Consider the following 24,172-nt stretch of genomic DNA (forward strand, 5'->3'; position numbering starts at 1 on the left):
TCTGGATTGAGGTGAAAAGCCCGCGATGAACAAAGAAATTTTGGCTGTTGTTGAAGCCGTCTCCAACGAGAAATCACTGCCGCGTGAGAAGATTTTCGAAGCGCTGGAAAGTGCACTGGCTACAGCAACCAAGAAAAAATACGAACAAGAGATCGATGTTCGCGTAGAAATCGATCGTAAAAGCGGTGACTTCGATACATTCCGTCGTTGGGTAATCGTTGAAGAAGTGACCCAACCGACCAAAGAGATCACCCTGGAAGCGGCACGTTTTGAAGACGAAAGTCTGAACGTGGGTGACTACGTTGAAGATCAGATTGAATCTGTCACCTTCGACCGTATCACCACCCAGACCGCGAAGCAGGTTATCGTGCAGAAAGTTCGCGAAGCCGAGCGCGCGCTGGTTGTCGATCAGTTCCGCGATCAGGAAGGCGAAATCATCACTGGCGTGGTGAAGAAAGTGAACCGCGATAATATCTCTCTGGAGATCAAATCCGAAGGGCTGCCGGGTAACGCTGAAGCCGTTATCCTGCGTGAAGACATGCTGCCGCGTGAAAACTTCCGCCCAGGCGACCGTATTCGTGGTGTGCTGTATGCCGTACGTCCTGAAGCACGTGGTGCACAGCTGTTCGTGACGCGTTCTAAACCAGAAATGCTGGTTGAACTGTTCCGTATCGAAGTGCCGGAAATCGGCGAAGAAGTTATCGAAATCAAAGCGGCGGCCCGCGATCCGGGTTCCCGTGCGAAAATTGCGGTGAAAACCAACGACAAGCGTATCGACCCGGTCGGTGCTTGCGTCGGTATGCGTGGCGCACGTGTTCAGGCGGTTTCTACCGAACTGGGCGGCGAGCGTATTGATATCGTTCTGTGGGACGACAATCCGGCGCAGTTCGTAATCAACGCAATGGCACCGGCTGATGTGGCGTCTATCGTTGTTGACGAAGACAAACACACCATGGATATCGCTGTAGAAGCGGGCAACCTGGCGCAGGCGATTGGCCGTAACGGTCAGAACGTACGTCTGGCGTCACAGCTGAGCGGCTGGGAACTCAACGTGATGACCGTTGATGACCTTCAGGCCAAGCATCAGGCTGAAGCCCACGCGGCGATCGATACCTTCACCAAATACCTGGACATTGACGAAGACTTCGCCACTGTGCTGGTTGAAGAAGGTTTCTCTACGCTGGAAGAACTGGCCTACGTGCCAATGAAAGAGCTGCTGGAAATTGACGGTCTGGATGAACCAACCGTTGAAGCCCTGCGTGAACGCGCTAAAAACGCACTGACCACCCTGGCGCTGGCTCAGGAAGAAAGCCTTGGCGATAAGAAGCCGGCTGATGACCTGCTGAATCTGGAAGGTCTTGATCGTGCGATTGCGTTCAAGCTGGCTGCCCGTGGTGTTTGTACGCTGGAAGATCTCGCTGAGCAAGGCGTTGATGACCTGGCTGATATCGAAGGTTTAACCGACGAGAAAGCCGGCGAACTCATCATGGCCGCACGTAATATTTGCTGGTTCGGCGACGAAGCGTAATAAACTGTAGCAGGAAGGAACAGCATGACTGATGTAACTGTAAAATCGCTGGCTGCTGAGATTCAGACCTCCGTGGACCGCCTGGTACAGCAATTTGCTGATGCAGGGATCCCGAAGGCCGCTGATGACTCGGTGACCGCGCAAGAAAAACAAACCTTGTTAGCGCACCTGAACCGTGAACACGGCTCTACGCCTGACAAGTTAACGCTGCAGCGCAAAACGCGTAGCACGTTGAACATCCCTGGTACCGGTGGCAAAAGCAAATCGGTACAAATTGAAGTCCGCAAGACGCGCACCTTTGTAAAACGTGATCCGCAAGAGGCAGAACGCCTTGCTGCGGAAGAGCAGGCACAGCGTGAAGCGGAAGAACAAGCTCAGCGTGAGGCAGAAGCCACTGCCAAACGCGAAGCAGAATTAAAAGCTGAACGTGAGGCCGCAGAAAAAGCGAAACGCGACGCCGGTGAAAAAGCGAAGCGTGACGCTGCGGAAAAAGACAAAGTGAGCAATCAACAGACCGACGAAATGACCAAAACTGCCCAGGCTGAAAAAGCCCGCCGTGAAAATGAAGCTGCCGAGCTGAAGCGTAAAGCGGAAGAAGAAGCCCGCCGCAAGCTTGAAGAAGAAGCTCGCCGCGTCGCCGAAGAAGCGCGTCGCATGGCAGAAGAAAACGAGAAGAACGGTGTGAATACCGCTGAACCAACTGAAGACAACAGCGATTATCACGTAACCACTTCTCAGCATGCGCGCCAGGCAGAAGACGATAACGACCGTGAAGTTGAAGGTGGTCGTGGCCGTACTCGCAGTACAAAAGCGGCGCGTCCTGCGAAAAAAGGTAACAAGCACGCTGAATCTAAAGCTGACCGTGAAGAAGCACGTGCAGCGGTTCGCGGTGGTAAAGGCGGTAAGCGTAAAGGTTCCGCTCTGCAGCAGGGCTTCCAGAAGCCAGCTCAGGCCGTTAACCGTGACGTTGTGATCGGCGAAACCATCACCGTTGGCGAACTGGCTAACAAGATGGCGGTGAAAGGCTCTCAGGTCATCAAAGCGATGATGAAGCTGGGCGCAATGGCCACCATCAACCAGGTCATCGACCAGGAAACCGCACAGCTGGTTGCCGAGGAGATGGGCCACAAAGTTATCCTGCGTCGTGAAAACGAGCTGGAAGAAGCAGTAATGAGCGACCGTGATACGGGCGCAGCGGCTGAACCGCGTGCCCCGGTTGTGACCATCATGGGTCACGTTGACCACGGTAAAACCTCTCTGCTTGACTATATTCGTTCTACTAAGGTTGCCTCCGGCGAAGCGGGTGGTATTACCCAGCATATCGGTGCTTACCACGTAGAAACCGAAAACGGCATGATCACCTTCCTGGATACCCCAGGCCACGCAGCGTTTACCTCAATGCGTGCTCGTGGTGCTCAGGCAACGGATATCGTTGTTCTGGTTGTTGCTGCCGATGATGGCGTGATGCCACAGACCATTGAAGCTATCCAGCACGCGAAAGCGGCGCAGGTGCCTTTGGTTGTTGCAGTCAACAAAATCGATAAGCCAGAAGCCGATATGGATCGCGTTAAGAACGAACTGTCACAATACGGCGTTATGCCGGAAGAGTGGGGCGGTGAAGCGCAGTTTATCCCTGTATCTGCAAAAGCAGGTACCGGTATCGACGACCTGCTGAACGCTATCCTGCTTCAGGCTGAAGTTCTGGAGCTGAAAGCGGTTCGTAAAGGTATGGCGAGCGGCGCGGTAATCGAATCCTTCCTGGATAAAGGTCGTGGTCCGGTTGCAACCGTTCTGGTTCGCGAAGGTACTCTGCACAAGGGCGACATCGTTCTGTGTGGTTTCGAATACGGTCGCGTTCGTGCGATGCGTAACGAACTGGGTCAGGAAGTGCTGGAAGCGGGTCCGTCCATCCCAGTGGAAATCCTCGGCCTGTCCGGTGTTCCGGCTGCCGGTGACGAAGTAACCGTGGTACGTGACGAGAAGAAAGCACGTGAAGTGGCGCTGTATCGTCAGGGTAAATTCCGTGAGGTGAAACTGGCTCGCCAGCAGAAATCTAAACTCGAGAACATGTTCGCCAACATGACTGAAGGCGAAGTTCACGAAGTGAACATCGTTCTGAAAGCGGACGTACAGGGTTCTGTGGAAGCGATCTCCGACTCCTTGCTGAAACTGTCTACCGACGAAGTGAAAGTGAAGATCATCGGTTCTGGCGTAGGTGGTATCACCGAAACCGACGCAACCCTGGCAGCCGCGTCCAACGCTATCCTGGTTGGCTTCAACGTTCGTGCTGACGCATCTGCGCGTAAAGTTATCGATGCTGAAAGCCTGGATCTGCGTTACTACTCCGTCATCTATAACCTGATTGACGAAGTGAAAGCAGCGATGAGCGGCATGCTGTCTCCTGAGCTGAAACAGCAGATCATCGGTCTGGCTGAAGTACGTGACGTGTTCAAATCACCGAAATTCGGTGCGATCGCGGGCTGTATGGTTACCGAAGGGACCATTAAGCGTCACAACCCAATCCGCGTACTGCGCGACAACGTGGTTATCTACGAAGGTGAGCTGGAATCCCTGCGCCGCTTCAAAGATGACGTTAACGAAGTTCGTAACGGCATGGAATGTGGTATCGGTGTTAAGAACTACAACGACGTTCGCGTTGGCGATATGATCGAAGTGTTCGAGATCATCGAAATTCAGCGTACCATCGCGTAATCTTCGTCAACTGAAGATTAATTAGCGTAGGCCGGGTAAGCGAAGCGCCACCCGGCAGTAATTTTAAAAAGGGGCTTAAGCCCCTTTTTTGTCTGGAGAATTTATTATGGCGAAAGAATTTGGTCGCCCACAGCGCGTCGCGCAGGAGATGCAGAAAGAGATCGCTCTCATTCTGCAACGTGAAATCAAAGATCCACGCGTGGGGATGATGACCACCGTGTCTGGCGTGGAAATGTCCCGCGACCTGGCGTACGCCAAAGTGTTTGTGACATTCCTGAATGACCAGGATGAAGACGCCGTGAAGAACGGCATTAAAGCGCTGCAGGAAGCCTCTGGTTTCATCCGCTCTCTGCTTGGCAAAGCGATGCGTCTGCGTATTGTGCCGGAGCTGACCTTCTTCTACGACAACTCGCTGGTTGAGGGTATGCGTATGTCCAACCTGGTGACCAGCGTGGTGAAACATGACGATGAGCGTCGTGTTAACCCGGCGGACGACAGCAAGGAGGACTGATGAGTCGTCCTCGTCGTCGCGGTCGTGACGTGCATGGCGTGCTGTTGCTGGATAAACCACAGGGCGCATCCAGCAACGACGTGCTGCAAAAAGTAAAGCGTATTTATAACGCCAATCGCGCGGGGCACACCGGCGCGCTGGATCCGCTGGCAACCGGGATGCTCCCGATCTGCCTGGGTGAAGCGACAAAGTTTTCCCAGTATCTGCTGGATTCCGATAAGCGCTACCGCGTGATTGCCAAACTGGGCCAGCGCACGGACACTTCCGATGCGGATGGTCAGGTCGTTGAAGAGCGCCCGGTAACCTTCAGCGCAGAGCAACTTGATGCGGCGCTGGAGAGCTTCCGGGGCGACACAATGCAGGTGCCGTCGATGTATTCGGCGTTGAAATATCAGGGCAAGAAGCTTTACGAATATGCGCGTCAGGGCATTGACGTTCCGCGTGAAGCCCGTCCGATTACCGTGTATGAGCTGTTGTTCATTCGCCACGAAGGTGATGAGCTGGAGCTGGAAGTACACTGTTCGAAAGGGACCTACATCCGCACCATCATTGACGACCTCGGTGAAAAGCTGGGCTGCGGCGCGCATGTGATTTATCTGCGTCGTCTGGCGGTCAGCAAGTATCCGGTCGAACGTATGGTAACGCTTGAGCATCTGCACGCCCTGGCTGAACAGGCGCAAGCGCAGGGAATTGCGCCGGCAGATCTGCTGGATCCGCTGCTGATGCCAATGGACAGTCCGGCAGCAGATTTCCCGGTTGTTAATCTTCCTTTAACATCGTCCGTTTATTTTAAGAACGGAAACCCGGTCCGCACAACGGGGGCGCCGCTTGAGGGCCTGGTCCGTGTGACGGAAGGGGAGGAAGGCAAGTTTATCGGGATGGGCGAAATGGACGGTGAAGGGCGCGTTGCCCCGCGTCGTCTGGTCGTCGAATACCCGGTCGAAGCGTGACGGTGATAACGCCTCACCTTGCGATAAGCAGGGGAGACGAGTAGAATATCGCCGCTTAACGCCTGGTAAATTGTTTAACAATCTGCGGGGCGTACATGGGATAGCTGAATTAGAGATCGGCATCCTTACATTCTTTATACTTTGGAGTTTGAAAATGTCTCTAAGCGTTGAAGCTAAAGCTAAAATCGTTTCTGAGTTTGGTCGTGGTACTAACGACAGCGGTTCTACCGAAGTTCAGGTTGCACTGCTGACTGCACAGATTAACCACCTGCAGGGTCACTTTGCAGAGCACAAAAAAGATCACCACAGCCGTCGTGGTCTGCTGCGTATGGTTTCTCAGCGTCGTAAACTGCTCGACTACCTGAAGCGTAAAGATGTTGCACGCTACACCGCGCTGATCGAGCGTCTGGGTCTGCGTCGCTAATTCTTGCGAGTTTCAGAAAAGGGGGCCTGATGGCCCCTTTTTTCAACCAGACGGCAGCAATTCAGGGGAAACTATTGTATTGTTGCTATAAATGATCTTCATTGCAGAGGTTCGCGCGGCTAATGAGAGGCTTCACCCATGGGGGTGTCGGTTGTCATTAGTCGCGAGGATGCGAAGAAGGTCGGGTTAAATCGTCAGCACACCTGAGGTGTGCTTTCAAACATTTAAGAAAGGACAGAATTTTGCTGAATCCGATCGTTCGTAAATTCCAGTATGGTCAGCATACCGTCACGCTGGAAACCGGCATGATGGCTCGTCAGGCTACTGCTGCGGTAATGGTAAGCATGGATGACACTGCTGTATTCGTTACCGTAGTTGGCCAGAAAAAAGCTAAACCAGGTCAGGACTTCTTCCCACTGACCGTGAACTACCAGGAGCGTACCTACGCTGCCGGTAAAATCCCGGGTGGCTTCTTCCGTCGTGAAGGCCGTCCAAGCGAAGGCGAAACCCTGATCGCGCGTCTGATTGACCGCCCGGTTCGTCCGCTGTTCCCGGAAGGCTTCGTCAATGAAGTGCAGGTTATCGCAACCGTTGTTTCCGTTAACCCACAGGTTAACCCGGACATCGTAGCGATGATCGGTGCGTCTGCTGCCCTGTCACTGTCTGGTATCCCATTCAATGGCCCAATCGGTGCCGCGCGCGTCGGTTACATCAACGACCAGTACGTGCTGAACCCAACTCAGGAAGAGCTGAAAGAGAGTAAGCTGGACCTGGTTGTTGCCGGTACTGAAGCAGCAGTTCTGATGGTTGAATCTGAAGCAGAACTGCTGAGTGAAGACCAGATGCTGGGCGCAGTGGTCTTCGGCCACGACCAGCAGCAGATTGTTATCCAGAACATCAACGACCTGGTGAAAGAAGCTGGTAAACCACGTTGGGACTGGCAGCCAGAAGCGGTAAACGACGCGCTGAACGCACGCGTAGCTGCACTGGCAGAATCTCGTCTGAGCGATGCATATCGCATTACAGACAAACAGGAGCGTTATGCTCAGGTTGACGTGATCAAAGATGAAACCATCGCAACCCTGATCGCGGAAGACGAAACGCTGGACGCTAACGAGCTGAGCGAAATCCTGCACGCTATCGAGAAAAACGTTGTTCGTAGTCGCGTACTGGCAGGCGAGCCGCGTATTGATGGCCGTGAAAAGGACATGATCCGTGGTCTGGATGTGCGTACTGGCGTGCTGCCACGTACTCACGGTTCCGCGCTGTTCACCCGTGGTGAAACCCAGGCGCTGGTTACCGCTACCCTGGGTACTGCACGTGACGCACAGAACATCGATGAACTGATGGGCGAGCGCACTGACAGCTTCCTGTTCCACTACAACTTCCCTCCGTACTCTGTGGGCGAGACCGGTATGGTTGGCTCACCGAAGCGTCGTGAAATTGGTCACGGTCGTCTGGCGAAGCGCGGCGTGCTGGCAGTAATGCCAGAAGCAGACAAATTCCCGTACACCGTACGTGTCGTGTCTGAAATCACTGAATCCAACGGTTCTTCTTCCATGGCTTCCGTGTGTGGTGCCTCTCTGGCACTGATGGATGCAGGCGTGCCGATCAAAGCCGCCGTTGCGGGTATCGCAATGGGTCTGGTGAAAGAAGGCGACAACTTCGTTGTTCTGTCTGACATTCTGGGTGACGAAGACCACCTGGGTGATATGGACTTCAAAGTGGCGGGTTCCCGCGACGGTATCTCTGCCCTGCAGATGGATATCAAAATTGAAGGTATCACCAAAGAGATCATGCAGGTTGCTCTGAACCAGGCTAAAGGTGCGCGTCTGCACATCCTGGGCGTGATGGAACAGGCTATCAACGCACCACGCGGTGATATCTCTGAATTCGCTCCGCGTATTCACACCATCAAGATCAATCCAGACAAGATCAAAGATGTTATCGGTAAGGGCGGTTCTGTTATCCGTGCACTGACCGAAGAAACGGGCACCACCATCGAAATCGAAGATGACGGTACTGTGAAAATCGCAGCAACCGACGGTGAGAAAGCGAAATATGCTATCCGCCGTATCGAAGAGATTACAGCAGAAATCGAAGTGGGCCGTATCTACAATGGTAAAGTGACCCGTATCGTTGACTTTGGCGCATTCGTTGCCATCGGTGGCGGTAAAGAAGGTCTGGTACATATCTCTCAGATCGCTGACAAGCGCGTTGAGAAAGTGACCGATTACCTGCAAATGGGTCAGGAAGTACCGGTGAAAGTTCTGGAAGTAGACCGCCAGGGCCGTATCCGTCTGAGCATTAAAGAAGCAACCGAGCAGTCTCAGCCTGCTGCGGCGCCGGAAGCCCCGGCTGCCGAACAGCAAGGCGAGTAAGGTTGCCATTTGCCCTCCGCGTAGGCGGAGGGCTTATTATCAGGCAGGACGCCTTGTTAAGCCGCCGGGGGACAGGACGTTCATCCAATAGTTGTCTTCGGGAGTGGGAAATGAAGCCTTTTTTGCGCTGGTGCTTCGTTGCGACAGCTTTAACGCTGGCAGGATGCAGCAACTCTGCCTGGCGTAAGAGCGAAGTCCTCGCAGTGCCATTGCAACCGACTTTGCAGCAGGAAGTGATTCTGGCACGCATGGAACAAATACTTGCCAGTCGGGCTTTAACCGATGACGAACGCGCACAGCTTTTATATGAGCGCGGAGTGTTGTATGATAGTCTCGGTCTGAGGGCATTAGCGCGAAATGATTTTTCACAAGCGCTGGCAATTCGACCTGATATGCCTGAAGTATTCAATTACTTAGGCATTTATTTAACGCAGGCAGGCAATTTTGATGCTGCCTATGAAGCGTTTGATTCTGTACTTGAGCTTGATCCAACTTACAACTACGCGCACTTGAATCGCGGTATCGCATTGTATTACGGCGGTCGTGATAAGTTAGCGCAAGATGATCTGCTGGCGTTTTATCAAGACGATCCTAATGATCCTTTCCGCAGCCTGTGGCTTTACATCGTTGAGCAGAAGCTCGATGAGAAGCAGGCCAAAGAAGCACTGAAACAGCGCTTCGAGAAATCGGACAAGGAACAGTGGGGATGGAACATTGTCGAGTTCTACCTGGGCAACATTAGCGAAGCAACGCTGATGGAACGCCTCAAGGCGGACGCAACGGATAACACCTCGCTCGCTGAGCATCTCAGTGAAACCAACTTCTATTTAGGTAAGTACTACCTAAGTCTGGGGGATATGGACAGCGCTACGGCACTGTTCAAATTAGCGGTTGCTAACAACGTACATAACTTCGTTGAGCACCGTTATGCATTGTTGGAATTATCGCTCTTGGGCCAGGAGCAAGACGACCTGGCAGAATCGGACCAGCAATAGCTGACGACATAAACATCAGCCCGTAATCTTTTGATTGCCATCACCTTCACTGGTGAGGGCGTTGTTGTTCGTCAATACACCTAATTTGAGCCGGTTCACACTTTTCAATGAAAATTGCTAATCATTTTCACGATGAGCTAAGTAGACTGGCCGCCATTAATATCGAGGCACTTGTACTACATGGCTGAATTCGAAACCACTTTTGCAGATCTGGGCCTGAAGGCTCCTATCCTTGAAGCCCTTAACGATCTGGGTTACGAAAAACCATCTCCGATCCAGGCTGAGTGTATCCCACACCTGCTTTCTGGTCGTGACGTGCTGGGCATGGCCCAGACCGGTAGCGGTAAAACCGCAGCATTCTCGCTGCCGCTGCTGAACAACATTGATCCGGACCTGCGTGCGCCGCAGATCCTCGTCCTGGCTCCAACCCGTGAACTGGCTGTTCAGGTTGCTGAAGCAATGACGGAATTCTCTAAACATATGCGCGGCGTAAACGTGGTAGCCCTGTACGGCGGCCAGCGTTATGACGTGCAGTTACGCGCCCTGCGCCAGGGCCCACAGATTGTTGTCGGTACGCCGGGCCGTCTGCTGGATCACCTGAAGCGCGGTACCCTGGACCTCTCTAAGCTGAGCGGCCTGGTACTGGATGAAGCAGATGAAATGCTGCGTATGGGCTTCATCGAAGACGTTGAAACCATCATGGCGCAGATCCCGGAAGGTCATCAGACCGCTCTGTTCTCTGCAACCATGCCAGAAGCGATCCGTCGCATTACCCGCCGCTTCATGAAAGAGCCGCAGGAAGTGCGTATTCAGTCTAGCGTGACCACTCGCCCGGACATCAGCCAGAGCTACTGGTCTGTATACGGCATGCGCAAAAACGAAGCGCTGGTCCGTTTCCTGGAAGCGGAAGATTTTGATGCGGCGATTATCTTCGTACGTACCAAAAATGCGACCCTGGAAGTGGCTGAAGCGCTGGAGCGTAGCGGCTACAATAGCGCAGCGCTGAACGGCGACATGAACCAGGCGCTGCGTGAGCAGACTCTGGAGCGTCTGAAAGATGGTCGTCTGGATATCCTCATTGCAACCGACGTGGCAGCACGTGGTCTGGACGTTGAGCGTATCAGCCTGGTTGTAAACTACGATATCCCAATGGACTCCGAGTCTTACGTTCACCGTATCGGCCGTACCGGTCGTGCGGGTCGTGCGGGCCGTGCGCTGCTGTTCGTTGAGAACCGCGAGCGTCGTCTGCTGCGTAACATTGAACGCACCATGAAGCTGACCATTCCAGAAGCTGAGCTGCCAAACGCAGAACTGCTGGGCAAACGCCGTCTGGAAAAATTCGCCGCGAAAGTACAGCAGCAGCTGGAAAGCAGCGATCTGGATCAGTACCGTGCGCTGCTGTCCCAGATCCAGCCTGTCGCTGAAGGCGAAGAGCTGGATATGGAAACTCTGGCCGCAGCACTGCTGAAAATGGCGCAGGGCGAACGTAGCCTGATCGTGCCACCTGATGCACCGATGCGTCCTAAGCGTGAGTTCCGTGACCGTGACGATCGTTTCGAACGTCGTGGCGACCGTAACGACCGTGGTCCACGCGGTGACCGTCCAGAGCGTGGTGGTGAAGACCGTCCACGTCGCGAGCGTCGTGACGCTGGCGAAATGGAACTGTATCGCATTGAAGTGGGCCGTGATGATGGTGTTGAAGTTCGTCACATCGTTGGCGCGATCGCTAATGAAGGCGACATCAGCAGCCGTTACATCGGTAACATCAAGCTGTTCGGTTCACACTCAACGATCGAGCTGCCAAAAGGCATGCCGGGCGAAGTACTGCAGCACTTTACTCGCACCCGCATTCTGAACAAGCCAATGAACATGCAACTGATGGGTGATGCACAGCCTCGCTCTGACCGCGGTGGCGAACGCCGTGGCGGTGGTCGCAGCTTCGGTGGCGAGCGTCGTGAAGGCGGTCGTAGCGAAGGTCGCACTGGCGAACCTCGTCGTTTCTCCGGCGAGCGCCGTGAAAATCGTGGCCCACGCCGCGAAGAAGGCACCAGCCGTCGTCGTTTCGGTGACGCGTAAGCCTTTTCGCTTTTGACGTAAAGTAAAATATACAGCCCCGATAGTTGTTATCGGGGCTTTTTTTATTCCTTTTGTACTCTTGTACTGGTACAGTGCGTCACATTAAAATGCACACCACATTTTTGACTGGAGATAAGGCCGCATGGCAACACTAACCACCACCCAAACGTCACCTTCGCTGCTTGGCGGCGTGGTGATCATCGGCGGAACCATTATTGGTGCCGGGATGTTCTCCCTGCCAGTGGTTATGTCCGGTGCGTGGTTCTTCTGGTCGCTGGCGGCGCTGGTTTTCACCTGGTTCTGCATGCTCCATTCCGGGCTGATGATCCTTGAAGCAAACCTGAATTACCGCATTGGCTCCAGCTTCGACACCATCACCCGAGATCTGCTGGGCAAAGGCTGGAACATGGTGAACGGGGTGTCCATCGCGTTTGTACTCTATATCCTGACCTACGCGTACATTTCAGCGAGCGGATCGATTCTGCATCACACCTTCTCCGAGATGTCGCTGAACGTTCCGGCGCGTCTGGCGGGTCTCTGCTTCGCGCTGGGCGTGGCGTTTATCGTCTGGATGAGCACCAAAGCGGTCAGCCGCATGACGGCGATCGTGTTGGGCGCCAAGGTCATCACCTTCTTCCTGACCTTCGGCAGCCTGCTGGGGCACGTCACGCCGGCCACGCTGTTTAACGTTGCGGAAGTGAACACCTCCTACACGCCATACCTGCTTATGACGTTGCCATTCTGTCTGGCGTCGTTCGGCTACCACGGCAACGTACCGAGCCTGATGAAGTACTACGGCAAGGATCCGCGCACCATCGTGAAATGCCTGATTTACGGCACGCTGCTGGCGCTGGGGCTGTATGTGATCTGGCTGCTGGGGACGATGGGTAACATCCCGCGTCCGGAATTTATCGGCATTGCGCAGAAGGGCGGTAACATTGATGTGCTGGTACAGGCGCTGAGTGGCGTGCTGAACAGCCGCAGTCTGGATCTGCTTCTGGTGGTCTTCTCTAACTTTGCGGTGGCGAGCTCATTTCTCGGCGTGACGCTGGGCCTGTTTGACTACCTGGCAGATCTGTTTGGTTTTGATGACTCTGCGATGGGGCGCTTCAAAACGGCGCTGTTAACCTTCCTGCCGCCGATTGTGGGCGGCCTGCTGTGGCCAAACGGTTTCCTGTACGCCATCGGCTATGCAGGACTGGCGGCTACCATCTGGGCGGCGATTGTACCGGCGCTGCTGGCGCGTAAATCACGTAAGCGCTTCGGTAGCCCGAAATTCCGCGTCTGGGGCGGAAAACCGATGATTGCGCTGATCCTGGTATTTGGTATCGGCAACGCGGTGGTGCACATGCTGTCGAGTTTTAATCTGTTGCCTGTGTATCAGTAAACAGAAAGCCCGGTGGCGCTACGCTTACCGGGCCTACAGGGATCGCGTAGGCCGGATAAGGCGAAGCCGCCATCCGGCAAAAAACTACCCCACCAACTCCTCTTTCACCTGCATCGCCAGATCAAATGAATGCAAACGCGCCTGATGATCGAAAATCTGGCCGTTGACCATAATTTCATCCGCCTGCGTTTCTCGTAGCACTGCCTCCAGACCGTGACGCACCTTCGCCTTATCACCCACCAGCGACATGCTCAGGGCCTGCTGCACGCCATACTGCTCGGAGGCCGACCACAGCTGATGCATATTTTCTACCGGTGGTGGCAACTGGCCCGTCTCGCCGCGACGCAGCTTCACAAACGCCTGCTGCATGGAGGTAAACAGGAATTCCGCGTCGCGGTTGCTGTCGGCGGCAATGATATTGATGCACACCATCGCATACGGCTTCTCAAGACGCTCGGAAGACTTGAAGTTTGTGCGGTAGAGATGCAGAGCCTGATGCAGCATATCCGGTGCGAAGTGGGAAGCGAACGCGAACGGCAGCCCCAGCTGTGCGGCAAGCTGTGCGCTGTACAGACTTGAGCCTAACAGCCACACCGGGATTTTCTCGCCGTAGCCCGGCACCGGGCGCACGTGCGGGTTAGGATCGCTCGCATCGAACCAGTCTACCAGCTCCGCTACATCACGCGGGAAGTTGTCGATATCGCCGCTCATATGGCGACGCAGGGCGCGCATGGTCGGCTGGTCGCTGCCCGGCGCGCGGCCAAGACCCAAATCAATGCGACCGGGGTAGAGTGTATTCAGGGTGCCAAACTGCTCGGCAATCACCAGTGGGGCATGGTTCGGCAGCATCACGCCACCGGAGCCAAGGTGCAAAGTAGTGGTATTCGCCGCCAGATAGCCAATCAGTACTGAGGTGGCGGCGCTGGCGATGCCCACCATATTATGGTGCTCCGCCAGCCAGTAGCGGTGATAGCCACGTTTTTCGGCAAGCTGAGCCAGATCCAGAGAGTGCGAAAAGGCTTCTCTTGCCGAGGAGCCTTGTGGAATCGGTGCCAGATCCAGCACCGAAAACGGAATGGTTTTGTCAGTCATAACAGCTCACTTTGTCGACGGTCAATCTTTAATACTGCATTAAAAAATGATAACCGTTGTTAACAAAGTGAGCTTTTTTACCCCTGCAATTCCAGCCCGGCGAGACGTTTCCAGTAACCGTTGCAGTCGCTGTTTGCCGTCAGCGGCAGCGGCGAGGCGCCGTTTTCGTTGGCGCGGAAGGCGTCCAGCATGGCGAACACGCCGGTATCGAGCGGCGAAAGACGCACCATATCCACCAGCCCATGCATTGACGCCAGCTCGTTGCCGAGGTTATAGACGTAACCGCTCATAGTCTGAATGCCGTTGAGGACAAACACCTGCTGATTCTCCTGCGACAGCATGCTGCGTCCGTTCGGGTACTTAATGCAGCAGGTTTCACACTCGTCTTTCGGGCGATCTTCGGAACGCGCGGTGAAGCAGCGGGCAGAGTAGGCCAGCGGCAGATGGCCGTAGCTCAGCACTTCGACTTCAAACTGATTGCGAATGCCCAGCTCGTCACACTGATTTAGCAGGTTGACCAGCCAGTCGCGGGAGAGCTCAACCGGCATGCACCAGCGTGTCATCCCCTGTTTGAGCAGCAGGCGCAAGGTCACCGCGTTATAGCAGTTCAGCGCATGTCCGGCGACAAACGGCAGCTTACGCTCGGCGCACATGTTCACCACGCCCAGGTCGCTCGCCTCCAGCAGGAACTCACCGTTTTCGACGTAGCGCTTCAGTTCGCCCAGTTCAGAGGACGCCTGCACCAGCGCCAGCGTCGAGAGCACCACCTGCTTGCCGCTGCCGGCCAGGCTTTTCGCCATATCCAGCCAGTCGCCCACTTTGGTGGCACGGCGCTTGCTGCACACCGCTTCGCCGAGGTAAATCACATCGGCGCTGCTGTTAGCCGCCTGCTGGTAAAAATCTTCCAGCATCTCTTTTGGCCAGTAGTAAAGCACCGGCCCTAATGAATATTTCATGATTATCTCACTGCCATTTACGGTGATACGCGCCGAGCGTGGTTTGCGTGCCTTCGGACATCGCGCCGAGCGTCTCCATCCAGGCCGCCTGCGGGGCGTAGTTTTGCGGGTCCGCCATGCAGCGGTCGATGGCCTGACGCCACACCTTCGCCACCTGGCTCACGTAGGCCGGGCTACGCTGGCGGCCTTCGATTTTCACCGAGGCAATGTTGGCGGCCAGCAGTTCCGGCAGCAGCTCCAGCGTGTTGAGGCTGGTGGGCTCCTCCAGCGCGTGGTAGCGCTCGCCGTCCACCAGATAGCGGCCTTTGCACAGCGTCGGGTAGCCCGCGTTTTCACCGTCCTGATAGCGGTCGATTAACACGTTATTCAGGCGCGACTCCAGTCCCTGCGGCGTTTGCTGCCAGCGAACGAAGCGGGCAGGCGAGCAGGCACCGACGGTGTTTGGCGATTCCCCGGTAAGATAGGAAGAAAGATAGCAGCGGCCTTCGGCCATGATGCACAGGCTGCCGAAGGCAAAAACCTCCAGCGGCACTGGCGTGACGCGCGCCAGTTGCTTAACCTGATGAATAGAGAGCACGCGCGGAAGTACCACGCGGGCTACGTCAAAGTGTCGATGATAAAAACGCACGGCCTCTTCATTGGTGGCCGATGCCTGAACAGAGACGTGGCGCTCAATATGCGGATAACGTTCTGCCGCATACTCAAGCATAGCGAGGTCGGCCAGGATCAACGCATCGGCACCCAGCTGGGCCGCCATATCCACGGCGCGCTGCCAGCGGGCGTAGCCATCAGGATGGGCAAAGGTATTGATGGCGATGTGCAGTTTGCGCCGGTGCTGGTGAACGAAGTTAACGGCTTCCTGAAGCTTTTTCTCCGTAAAGTTAAGACCCGCAAAATGGCGGGCGTTGGTATCATCTTTCAGCCCGATATAGACCGCATCGGCCCCATTTTCGATGGCCGCCTTAAGCGCCGGAAGGTTTCCGGCAGGGCAGAGCAGCTCCATAATTTATCCCGATGTTGTCGATCGCAGGGATCGTAAAAAATGTTAACGAGCTGGGATTTTAATTAACCCATACGCGACAATTTTTGATTTAAGGCAGCTAATGGCGTATTGATGGCACCAATAATGAGGTATACCGGACAACGGTTTGTTGATTTACGCCGCTATCTTCTTGTCGGGATATGGCAAAATAGCAGGATTATAGCTATCAGGGAGTAAAGCTCGTGCTGGATAAACTGCGTTCACGTCTCGTACAATTCGGTCCATCAATGCTGAGCGTGCCGGTAAAACTGGCGCCGTTCGCGCTTAAACGCCAGGTGCTGGAACAGGTACTGAGCTGGCAGTTCCGCCAGGCGCTACAGGACGGTGAGCTTGAGTTTCTGGAAGGCCGCTGGTTAAAGATTGAAGTACGCGATATCGGGTTGCGCTGGTTTACTTCCGTAGAGAACGATCGGCTTATCGTCCGTGAAACCGCCGAGGCGGATGTCAGCTTTAGCGCGGATGCCAGCGATCTGCTGATGATCGCCGCGCGCAAACAGGATCCGGACACCCTCTTCTTCCAGCGTCGTCTGGTGATTGAAGGCGACACGGAGCTCGGTCTGTACGTCAAAAATTTAATGGATGCCATTGAGCTGGAGCAGATGCCGAAAGCACTGCGTATGATGTTGATGCAAATGGCAGATTTCGTTGAGGCCGGGCTAAAAACCCCGCCGGACAGTAAACACACTTCAGTAGGTGAACCATGCTGATTCGAGTCGAAATTGGGATTGATGCGCCGGGTATCGATGCGTTGTTACGCCGCTCTTTTGCAGGCGACGCCGAAGCTCAACTGGTTCACGATCTTCGCGAAGATGGCCTGATTACGCTGGGCCTGGTTGCCACCGACGATGAAGGGCAGGTAGTCGGCTACGTGGCGTTCAGTCCGGTGATTGTGCAGGGCGAAGAGTTACAGTGGGTCGGCATGGCGCCGCTGGCGGTGGATGAAAACTACCGTGGACAGGGCCTGGCACGCCAGCTGGTCTATGAAGGGCTGGATTCCCTGAATGAATTCGGCTATGCCGCTGTCGTCGTTCTGGGCGATCCGGCGTTCTACGAGCGTTTAGGCTTTGAGCCAGCGTCCAGATACGATCTGCGCTGCCACTGGCCAGGCACGGAAACATCTTTCCTGGTACATCCTCTGGCGGACGATTCGCTCGACGGCGTTACCGGTCTGGTGGAGTACCACGATCATTTCAATCGTTTTTAAGCAGGCTTTCGCGTAGCGCCTCGAAAGAGCCGTCCCCGTTGACGAGACGCTCTTTCTGGCGCTTCGTCAGCTGCTTGATGCGGTATTCCAGCCTGAGCGCCAGGGATCTGTCGCCCACGGCGGCTGAAAACGCCAGCTGAAGTTCACCTTTCCCCCGCAGTGCTTTCGCCCCTTTTCCCGTTTGATGTTGTAAAAAACGCCGTGCCACATCGGTAGTGATCCCGGTGTAGAGTGCGTTATCAGCGGTTCGGACAAGATAGAGAAACCAGCACACGGTAAACAGATTCAGTATGTTAAGGTGAACGCACCATAGCATGAGAGAGAGCGAAAATGGAAACACTGGCCGCCATTAACCGCTGGCTGGCAAAGCAGCATGTTGTGACCTGGTGCGTCTGTAAAGACGAGGAGATGTGGTGCGCAAATGCCTTTTATTACTACGATCCCGAGCGCGTGGCCTTTTACGTGATGAGCGAAGACAAAACGCGGCATGCGCAGATGACGGGCCAACAGGCAAAAGTGGCGGGCACGGTAAATGGTCAGCCTAAAACCGTTGCGCTGATCCGCGGGGTCCAGTTCAAAGGCGAAATTCGTCGCCTGGAAGGTGAGGAAAGCGACGCCCAGCGTAAACGCTATACGCGCCGCTTCCCGGTGGCCGTAGCGCTAAAAGCCCCGGTGTGGGAAATCCGCCTCGATGAGCTGAAATTTACCGACAACACCCTGGGCTTTGGCAAGAAGCTGCACTGGTTACGCACCGAGCAGGCGTAGCGCTTCGCGGTTAAACGCTGGAAGATCGTCCGGCGTACGGCTGGTGATCAGCTGATCGTTATCGTTCACCACTTCCTGATCGTAGAACTCGGCACCGGCGTTTTTCAGATCGATAACGATCGGTTTCACCGCGGTGAGCTTACGCCCGCGTACCACCTCGGCGCTGATCAGCAGCTGCGGACCGTGGCAAATGGCAAACACCGGTTTACCGGTGCCGACGAAGTCACGGGTAAAGGTGACGAAACGCTCGTCCCCGCGCAGGGAATCCGGTGAATGGCCGCCCGGTAACAGCAGGGCGTCGAAATCCGACGGGCTGACGTTATCAATGGATTCGTCAATGGTCACGCTGGCTTCACCCTTGTGGCCCTTCACGGTTTTACCCGCTTCTTTTTCGATGGTGACCACCTCGTGGCCCGCCTTGCGGAATGCCTCTGCTGGCGACGTAAATTCTGAATCTTCAAACTCGTCGGTAATCAAGACTGCGATTTTTTTACCCATGCTTCCTCCGTTGTTTTCGCTTCAGACTGTTTTTTTCCCGTTTGTGGTAAATACTTACCGGTAACAGACTTTTAAGTGTGGTAGAGCAGGCCCAGATCGCAAACGGACAATTCTGTAAAGGGGACAAGATGAGTCAGGTACTGATTACCGGCGCAACCGGGCTGGTGGGTGGACATCTGCTGCGGCTGCTGATCCAGGATCGGCATATCAACTATATCGCCGCCCCGACGCGTCGCCCGCTGTTGGATATCACCGGCGTCTATAACCCGCACGATCCCCAGCTTACCGACGCGCTGGCGCAGGTGCAGGATCCCATTGATATCGCCTTTTGCTGCCTTGGCACCACCCGACGGGAAGCGGGCAGTAAGGAAGCCTTTGTCCATGCAGATTACACGCTGGTGGTAGATACCGCCCTGACGGCCAAAAAGCTGGGTGCAAAGCATTTCCTGGTGGTCAGCGCGCACGGCGCGAACGCAGGCTCGCCGTTTTTTTACAACCAGGTGAAGGGCAAAATGGAAGAGGCGTTAATCGCGCAGCAATGGGAGCGCCTGACCATCGTGCGGCCTTCCATGCTGATGGGCCACCGCGACGAACGGCGTTTTAACGAGTCTTTTTTCGCTCCGCTGTTTCGCATCCTGCCAGGTAACTGGAAGTCCATCGAGGCGCGGGATGTCGCGCAGGCGATGCTGAAAGAGGCACTGGCTCCGTCGCAAGAGGGGGTTAATATTATCCCTTCGGCAAAACTGCGTGAAATCGCGCAGGGCGAGGCGTAAACTTCCCCGGCTTATTAAATAACACCTTCCGGGGAATGGTATGACTGGTCAGTCTTCATCTCAGGCGGCAACACCTGTTCAGTGGTGGAAGCCCGCACTCTTCTTTCTCGTGGTCATCATTGGCCTCTGGTATGTGAAATGGCAGCCGTACTACGGTAAAGCCTTCACCGCCGCCGACACCCACAGCATCGGTAAATCGATTCTCGCGCAGGCCGATTCCAGCCCGCTTCGCGCGGCGTGGGATTACGCAATGGTCTATTTTCTTGCCGTCTGGAAAGCGGCGGTATTGGGCGTATTGCTGGGCTCGCTGATTCAGGTACTTATCCCGCGTAACTGGCTGATAAAAACCCTGGGACAACCGCGCCTGCAGGGCACGCTGCTGGGAACGATTTTCTCCCTGCCGGGCATGATGTGCTCCTGCTGCGCTGCACCGGTGGCGGCGGGTATGCGCCGACAGCGCGTGTCGATGGGCGGTGCGCTTGCCTTCTGGATGGGTAACCCCCTGCTGAACCCGGCAACGCTGGTGTTTATGGGCTTCGTTCTCGGCTGGCATTTCGCGTTTATCCGTCTGGCGGCTGGCCTGCTGACGGTGGTGCTTGTCGCTACGCTAGTGCAGCACCTGGTGAAAGACAACGAGGCCGGGCCTGCCTCCGTTGAGCTGGACCTCAGCGATCCGCAGGGCAGTTTCTTAGCTCGCTGGGGCAAAGCGCTGTGGCAGCTTTTCTGGAGCACAATCCCGGTCTATATCCTGGCCGTACTGGTGCTCGGGGCGGCGCGCGTCTGGCTGTTCCCGCATGCGGATGGCGCTATCGACAACACGCTGATGTGGGTGATTGCGATGGCGGTGGCCGGTTGCCTGTTTGTGATCCCAACCGCGGCGGAGATCCCGATTATTCAGACCATGATGATGGCTGGCATGGGTACCGCACCGGCGCTGGCGCTGCTCATCACGCTGCCGGCGGTGAGCCTGCCGTCGCTGATCATGCTGCGTAAGTCATTCCCGGCGAAAGCGCTGTGGCTGACGGCGGGGCTGGTGGCGTTGAGCGGAGTGATTGTGGGGAGTATGGCGCTGGTGTGAAAGAAAGCCCGGTGGCGCTGGCGCTTACCGGGCTTACAGTCAGGTGTGAATTACTTGATATAAGTAAAGGCGGTGGTGACGTGCTTCACGCCGCTCACCCGGCTGGCGATATCCGCCGCCGCTTTCCCTTCACGTTCTGTCACCAGGCCCAGCAGGAACACTTCGCCGTTCTCAGTGGTTACTTTCACGTTTGAGGATTTCACCTGGTCGGTACCCAGCAGCTGGGAACGCACTTTGGTGGTGATCCAGGTATCAGATGACGCGGTGCCGAGACCAATCGGCTGGCCCTGGCGGATCTCGTTAAACACTTCCGCCGTACCTTCTACGCCCATCGCGATCTGTTTGGCGCGCGAGGCGAGTTCAGGGGTTGGCGCCTGGCCTGCCAGCAGAACTTTGCCCTGATAAGCCGTCACGTTAATGCGTGCTTCCTTCTTGATCTGTTCGTCTTTCGACAGCGCACTGTTTACGCGCAGCTCAAGCGTACCGTCATCCACCTGCGTCCCAACGGTACGCGGATCGGTCGCTGCTTTGGTGCCGACCGCTGCGGTACCGACTACAGCGGCAGCGATGCATCCCTGAAGCAGTAATGCAGACATCACGACTGCAAGGGCCGATAAAACCTTCATGAGAACTCCTTAATCATCCTGGTGAGGGAAAAGCGTGTTATCGATCAGATCGCATAAGCAGTTCACCGTGAGCATATGCATCTCCTGGATGCGGGCGCTACGGTGCGAAGGAATGCGGATCTCCACATCCTGCGGCCCCAGCAGGCCAGCCAGCTCACCGCCGTCGTAACCGGTCAGGGCGACAATCGTCATGTCCCGGGTTACTGCCGCTTCAACCGCCTTAACGATATCCCGGCTGTTACCGCGCGTGGAGATCGCCAGCAGCACGTCTCCGGCATGGCCTAAGGCGCGCACCTGCTTGGCGTAAATTTCGTCATGCAGACGATCGTTGGCAATCGCAGTTAAGACCACGTTATCGGTGTTTAGTGCAATGGCAGGTAAACTCGGTCGCTCGGTTTCGAAGCGATTGATCATGCTGGCAGCAAAATGCTGTGCGTTGGCGGCGGACGTGCCATTGCCACAACAGAGGATTTTGTTGCCGTTGAGCAGCGACTGAACCAGCGTCATCGCTGCACGCGAGATCGCGTCCGGAAGGGCTTCCGCCGCGGCAATCTGCGTTTGAATGCTTTCTGTGAAGCACACTTTAATTCGTTCGAGCACGGTATCCCTTTAAAATCTTATTTATGCGTCTTCGCCAAACGCGTTTTTAAGCCAGTCGATCGCATTTCCGGTGAAGGCTACCACATCGAAACGGCAATCCACAGTATCAAAACTCCCATTATGGCGGGCAAGCCACAAGTGGGCAGTCTGTAATAATTTTTGTTGTTTGGCGAGCGTCACGCTGGCGGCAGCACCGCCAAAACGGGACGACTGTCGGTAGCGTACTTCAACAAACACGATGGTTTGACCGTCTTTCATAATCAGGTCAATCTCGCCGCCGCGCCCGCGAACGTTGGCGGCGACAAAGCGCAGTCCTTTGCCTTCAAGCCAGCGGCGCGCTTTTAGCTCCCACGCGTCGCCGGTCTCTTTGCGGCTTAACTGGCCGGGACGATCTGCCCCTGCTGGTATTTGAGCCATGATAACTTCCTGTTAATCACACAATCCTGATCGGCGGTCAGATCGCCGGTATTCCCGTTAAGCTCAAAGCCCGGTACCTGGCGCATCTGGGTAAAGTGGTTTGCCAGCGCCCAGGCATCGACGCCCATCGCGTACAGACGCGCCAGGGAATAATCATTGCGCACCGCGCCCAGCGCCTGCTGCATCAACTGCGGGTTGCTGCCTGCCAGCATAGGGATCTCGCTGTATTGCAGTCCTTCCATTTCCAGACGGAAATCCGGGCCTGCGGTACCCTGTGCGCTGCGGGAGCTGGCGTAGAGCGTTGCGCCGCTCTGGCTGCCGTTACGCATGGCGATCATTGGTTTGATAAAGGCGATCTCTTCCGGCGTAGCGACGATGTACGCCGAATCCACTTTACCGCCGCCGCTGATTTGCGCGTCGGTAGGGGGGGCTGGGATCGTCAGACCGCCGATGGTGACGCTCTGCTGCTGCGGCAGGCTGGCGGATACCGGGCTACCGTTGAGGGCAATACCTGCCCCGCCGTTCACGCCCGCTCTCAGTTCGGAAGCTGAGCCAAATTTCTGCTGCAACACCACGCCACCGCCAAGGGTCTGCCACTCTTGCGCAAAGGCGTTGGCAACGCGGTCGCCCAGCGTGCTGCGTGGGATCAGCAGCAGCGGCGCCTGTTTGCCCTGCTCGTGGATATGACGGGCCGCATCGCGGGCTTCATCCTCCGGAGAGAGGGCGAAGTAACAGATATTGGCGCGGTTCTGAACCTGCTCAGGCTGGTTAAGCGCCAGCACGTTCAGCGTGGTGTTGCTCTTCATCAGCGCTTCCACGTTGTTTTTCAACAGCGGGCCGACAACGATGCTGGCCCCGTCCTGCTGAACCTGCGCCAGCACCTGGTCAAGCGGCTGGGCGCTGGTGTCGTAGATTTTCAACTCTGCACCAGGGTTAGCGCTGGTGGTGGCCACAGCCTGCGGCTGGGCTGCTGGCTGCTGTTCCGGCTGCGCGGTTTGCGGCTGAGGTTGTTCTGCCGTCGCGGGCGCCGGAGTTTCAGCCGGGGCCTGTGTTGCCGCAGGCGCTGAGGTAGCGGGTTGCGTCGTTGGGGCGGTAACCGGATTCTGCATGGTGCCCTGGGCAGGGGTTTGCGCGGTGGTCAGGTCGCTGGTTTCGGCGGCTGACGGACTGACGACGTCATTCACATTCGCCGCCTGTGCTGCCTGCGCCGGAACGGCGCTGCCGGTGACGGCGGTAGTGCCGTTTTTCGCGGCTTCAAAACCTTGCTGAATGGCGCGGCCAAACACCGCTGCCTGGCCGTTTAACGGCAGCAGCAGGGCGATTTTGCTGGTGGAGGCGGGCTTAAAGTTTTGCACGTTCACCAGCTGCGTTGGCAGCATTTTTGCTCCCGGGTTTTGCGGGTAGCGCTTTTGCCAGTCGGTAATGCCGGCTTTCAGCATGTTCGGATCGCTGCGGTTGTTGAACCACATCTGTTGCAGATCCAGCCAGCCTTGCAGGACATTTTCATCGGCGTTGATCACCAGCGCTCTGGCCTGATCCTGGGTCATGGAGGCGAGTGCCTGCCAGGTTGCGTCAATATTTTTCTGCTTGTCCGCACCCGCGAGCAGAGGCTCCTGGGCAATCAGCGCGCGGAGAAGCGTCAGGGAGGGGCGACCCTGCTCAGCGGTGATACCGGCCTGCCAGAAACGGGCCTGCTGATTCTTATCCAGCGCGCTCAGTTCGATAGTGCCGAGGATCTTCTTCGCGCCGTCGAAATCTTTCTGCGCGACCTTCAGTTCTGCCGACAGCAGCGTCTGCTCATGGCGCTGATCGTCGTTAAGATCCTGCGGCAGCTGGCTGAACAGCTCGGCAGCCTGCTGGGTTTTTCCTTCCTTCAGCAGTGCACGAATGGCGAGTAATTGCCAGTTGATCCTGGTATCATTTGAACTCTGCGACATTTGTTGCAGATAAAAGCCAGAATCAGCCTGAGCGGATCCCTGCATATGAGCAGTGCTCTGGTCGGGTGCCTGGGTGCCGCAGCCGGTAAAGATCAGGGCTGCCAGCAGGAGGGGCACGCTGTGCGCGGCTTTTTTTCGAAGAAACGTTAACGGTACCATACTGTATCCAGTGATTTTTTTACGCAATGCTCAATATTAAATCGGCAATACGGACGAAACA

Annotated in this window: 24 protein-coding genes; 15 read left to right on the forward strand and 9 right to left on the reverse strand. The window is 55.9% G+C overall.

Annotated elements, in window-relative coordinates; all coding sequences use genetic code 11:
- Positions 1 to 25: 25 nt before the first annotated feature.
- The 10 genes from nusA to mtr all read left to right on the forward strand — a co-directional run bounded on the left by nusA (position 26) and on the right by mtr (position 12,964).
- On the forward strand, positions 26 to 1,528 hold the full coding sequence (gene nusA / locus C3451_RS13770; RefSeq protein ID WP_003861798.1) for a transcription termination factor NusA: 1,503 nt from the start codon (positions 26 to 28) through the stop codon (positions 1,526 to 1,528).
- A gap of 24 nt (positions 1,529 to 1,552) precedes the next feature.
- Positions 1,553 to 4,240, forward strand: coding sequence for a translation initiation factor IF-2 (gene infB, locus C3451_RS13775; RefSeq protein WP_022649517.1), 2,688 nt, complete (start codon positions 1,553 to 1,555; stop codon positions 4,238 to 4,240).
- A gap of 106 nt (positions 4,241 to 4,346) precedes the next feature.
- Positions 4,347 to 4,751: a 30S ribosome-binding factor RbfA gene (rbfA, locus tag C3451_RS13780; RefSeq protein WP_003861793.1), complete on the forward strand. Its 405-nt coding sequence runs from the start codon at positions 4,347 to 4,349 to the stop codon at positions 4,749 to 4,751.
- A complete protein-coding gene (gene truB / locus C3451_RS13785) occupies positions 4,751 to 5,701 on the forward strand; it encodes a tRNA pseudouridine(55) synthase TruB (RefSeq protein WP_023298718.1) in 951 nt (316 codons plus the stop codon). Before rbfA ends, truB begins: the two co-directional genes overlap by 1 nt.
- A 154-nt stretch (positions 5,702 to 5,855) precedes the next feature.
- Positions 5,856 to 6,125 (forward strand): 30S ribosomal protein S15, encoded by a 270-nt coding sequence (gene rpsO / locus C3451_RS13790; protein WP_003861789.1) that lies wholly within the window; start codon positions 5,856 to 5,858, stop codon positions 6,123 to 6,125.
- Between the two features lie 242 nt (positions 6,126 to 6,367).
- Positions 6,368 to 8,506 carry a polyribonucleotide nucleotidyltransferase gene (gene pnp, locus C3451_RS13795; RefSeq protein WP_022649515.1) on the forward strand — a complete coding sequence of 713 codons (2,139 nt, stop codon included), beginning with the start codon at positions 6,368 to 6,370 and terminating at the stop codon, positions 8,504 to 8,506.
- A gap of 110 nt (positions 8,507 to 8,616) precedes the next feature.
- Positions 8,617 to 9,501: a lipoprotein NlpI gene (nlpI, locus tag C3451_RS13800; protein ID WP_003861782.1), complete on the forward strand. Its 885-nt coding sequence runs from the start codon at positions 8,617 to 8,619 to the stop codon at positions 9,499 to 9,501.
- Positions 9,502 to 9,608: 107 nt separating this feature from the next.
- Positions 9,609 to 9,689, forward strand: coding sequence for a protein YrbN (gene yrbN / locus C3451_RS13805; RefSeq protein ID WP_097397692.1), 81 nt, complete (start codon positions 9,609 to 9,611; stop codon positions 9,687 to 9,689).
- The gene (locus C3451_RS13810) at positions 9,682 to 11,577 is read left to right on the forward strand and encodes a DEAD/DEAH family ATP-dependent RNA helicase (RefSeq protein ID WP_022649514.1); all 1,896 of its coding nucleotides are present in this window, start codon (positions 9,682 to 9,684) and stop codon (positions 11,575 to 11,577) included. The genes yrbN and C3451_RS13810 overlap by 8 nt, the downstream gene beginning before the upstream one ends.
- Positions 11,578 to 11,719: 142 nt before the next feature.
- Entirely contained in the window at positions 11,720 to 12,964 is a 1,245-nt protein-coding gene (mtr, locus tag C3451_RS13815; RefSeq protein WP_045622097.1) for a tryptophan permease, read from the forward strand.
- Positions 12,965 to 13,048: 84 nt separating this feature from the next.
- Here the strand turns inward: mtr and C3451_RS13820 are convergent, their stop codons facing one another.
- From C3451_RS13820 to C3451_RS13830, 3 genes are all read right to left on the reverse strand, one after another.
- Positions 13,049 to 14,056: an LLM class flavin-dependent oxidoreductase gene (locus C3451_RS13820; RefSeq protein WP_045622096.1), complete on the reverse strand. Its 1,008-nt coding sequence runs from the start codon at positions 14,054 to 14,056 to the stop codon at positions 13,049 to 13,051.
- Between the two features lie 77 nt (positions 14,057 to 14,133).
- Positions 14,134 to 15,012 carry a U32 family peptidase gene (locus C3451_RS13825; RefSeq protein WP_045622094.1) on the reverse strand — a complete coding sequence of 293 codons (879 nt, stop codon included), beginning with the start codon at positions 15,010 to 15,012 and terminating at the stop codon, positions 14,134 to 14,136.
- A gap of 7 nt (positions 15,013 to 15,019) precedes the next feature.
- Positions 15,020 to 16,015, reverse strand: coding sequence for a peptidase U32 family protein (locus C3451_RS13830; RefSeq protein WP_022649510.1), 996 nt, complete (start codon positions 16,013 to 16,015; stop codon positions 15,020 to 15,022).
- 221 nt (positions 16,016 to 16,236) lie between these two features.
- Between C3451_RS13830 and C3451_RS13835 the strand changes: the two genes are divergently transcribed.
- Both C3451_RS13835 and C3451_RS13840 read left to right on the forward strand, forming a co-directional pair.
- Positions 16,237 to 16,761, forward strand: a complete 525-nt coding sequence (locus tag C3451_RS13835) for an SCP2 domain-containing protein (RefSeq protein ID WP_003861771.1) — start codon at positions 16,237 to 16,239, stop codon at positions 16,759 to 16,761.
- Positions 16,755 to 17,258, forward strand: coding sequence for an N-acetyltransferase (locus tag C3451_RS13840; protein ID WP_022649509.1), 504 nt, complete (start codon positions 16,755 to 16,757; stop codon positions 17,256 to 17,258). Before C3451_RS13835 ends, C3451_RS13840 begins: the two co-directional genes overlap by 7 nt.
- Here C3451_RS13840 and C3451_RS13845 read toward each other — a convergent pair.
- The gene (locus C3451_RS13845; RefSeq protein ID WP_003861768.1) at positions 17,245 to 17,574 is read right to left on the reverse strand and encodes a GIY-YIG nuclease family protein; all 330 of its coding nucleotides are present in this window, start codon (positions 17,572 to 17,574) and stop codon (positions 17,245 to 17,247) included. The genes C3451_RS13840 and C3451_RS13845 overlap by 14 nt on opposite strands.
- A 14-nt stretch (positions 17,575 to 17,588) precedes the next feature.
- Between C3451_RS13845 and C3451_RS13850 the strand changes: the two genes are divergently transcribed.
- Positions 17,589 to 18,023: a YhbP family protein gene (locus C3451_RS13850; RefSeq protein ID WP_045622092.1), complete on the forward strand. Its 435-nt coding sequence runs from the start codon at positions 17,589 to 17,591 to the stop codon at positions 18,021 to 18,023.
- Here the strand turns inward: C3451_RS13850 and C3451_RS13855 are convergent.
- Positions 18,003 to 18,521, reverse strand: a complete 519-nt coding sequence (locus tag C3451_RS13855) for a type 1 glutamine amidotransferase domain-containing protein (RefSeq protein ID WP_015571965.1) — start codon at positions 18,519 to 18,521, stop codon at positions 18,003 to 18,005. The genes C3451_RS13850 and C3451_RS13855 overlap by 21 nt on opposite strands.
- A gap of 128 nt (positions 18,522 to 18,649) precedes the next feature.
- Here C3451_RS13855 and C3451_RS13860 point away from each other — a divergent pair, with 128 nt between their 5' ends.
- Complete coding sequence (locus tag C3451_RS13860; protein WP_022649507.1) at positions 18,650 to 19,294, forward strand: NAD(P)H-binding protein; 645 nt, start codon at positions 18,650 to 18,652, stop codon at positions 19,292 to 19,294.
- Positions 19,295 to 19,334: 40 nt separating this feature from the next.
- A complete protein-coding gene (locus C3451_RS13865; protein WP_023307055.1) occupies positions 19,335 to 20,372 on the forward strand; it encodes a permease in 1,038 nt (345 codons plus the stop codon).
- A gap of 50 nt (positions 20,373 to 20,422) precedes the next feature.
- Here C3451_RS13865 and dolP read toward each other — a convergent pair whose 3' ends face one another.
- From dolP to C3451_RS13885, 4 genes are read right to left on the reverse strand one after another with little or no spacing between them, the layout of a single operon-like run.
- Complete coding sequence (gene dolP, locus C3451_RS13870; RefSeq protein WP_022649505.1) at positions 20,423 to 20,998, reverse strand: division/outer membrane stress-associated lipid-binding lipoprotein; 576 nt, start codon at positions 20,996 to 20,998, stop codon at positions 20,423 to 20,425.
- A gap of 9 nt (positions 20,999 to 21,007) precedes the next feature.
- Positions 21,008 to 21,598 carry a DnaA initiator-associating protein DiaA gene (diaA, locus tag C3451_RS13875; RefSeq protein ID WP_003861754.1) on the reverse strand — a complete coding sequence of 197 codons (591 nt, stop codon included), beginning with the start codon at positions 21,596 to 21,598 and terminating at the stop codon, positions 21,008 to 21,010.
- Between the two features lie 21 nt (positions 21,599 to 21,619).
- On the reverse strand, positions 21,620 to 22,015 hold the full coding sequence (locus C3451_RS13880) for a YraN family protein (RefSeq protein ID WP_022649504.1): 396 nt from the start codon (positions 22,013 to 22,015) through the stop codon (positions 21,620 to 21,622).
- Positions 21,973 to 24,111 (reverse strand): penicillin-binding protein activator, encoded by a 2,139-nt coding sequence (locus C3451_RS13885; RefSeq protein WP_045622090.1) that lies wholly within the window; start codon positions 24,109 to 24,111, stop codon positions 21,973 to 21,975. Before C3451_RS13885 ends, C3451_RS13880 begins: the two co-directional genes overlap by 43 nt.
- Between the last annotated feature and the right edge of the window lie 61 nt (positions 24,112 to 24,172).

The sequence above is a fragment of the Enterobacter sp. 301B genome, from assembly GCF_003850715.1.
Taxonomy (GTDB): domain Bacteria; phylum Pseudomonadota; class Gammaproteobacteria; order Enterobacterales; family Enterobacteriaceae; genus Enterobacter; species Enterobacter intestinihominis.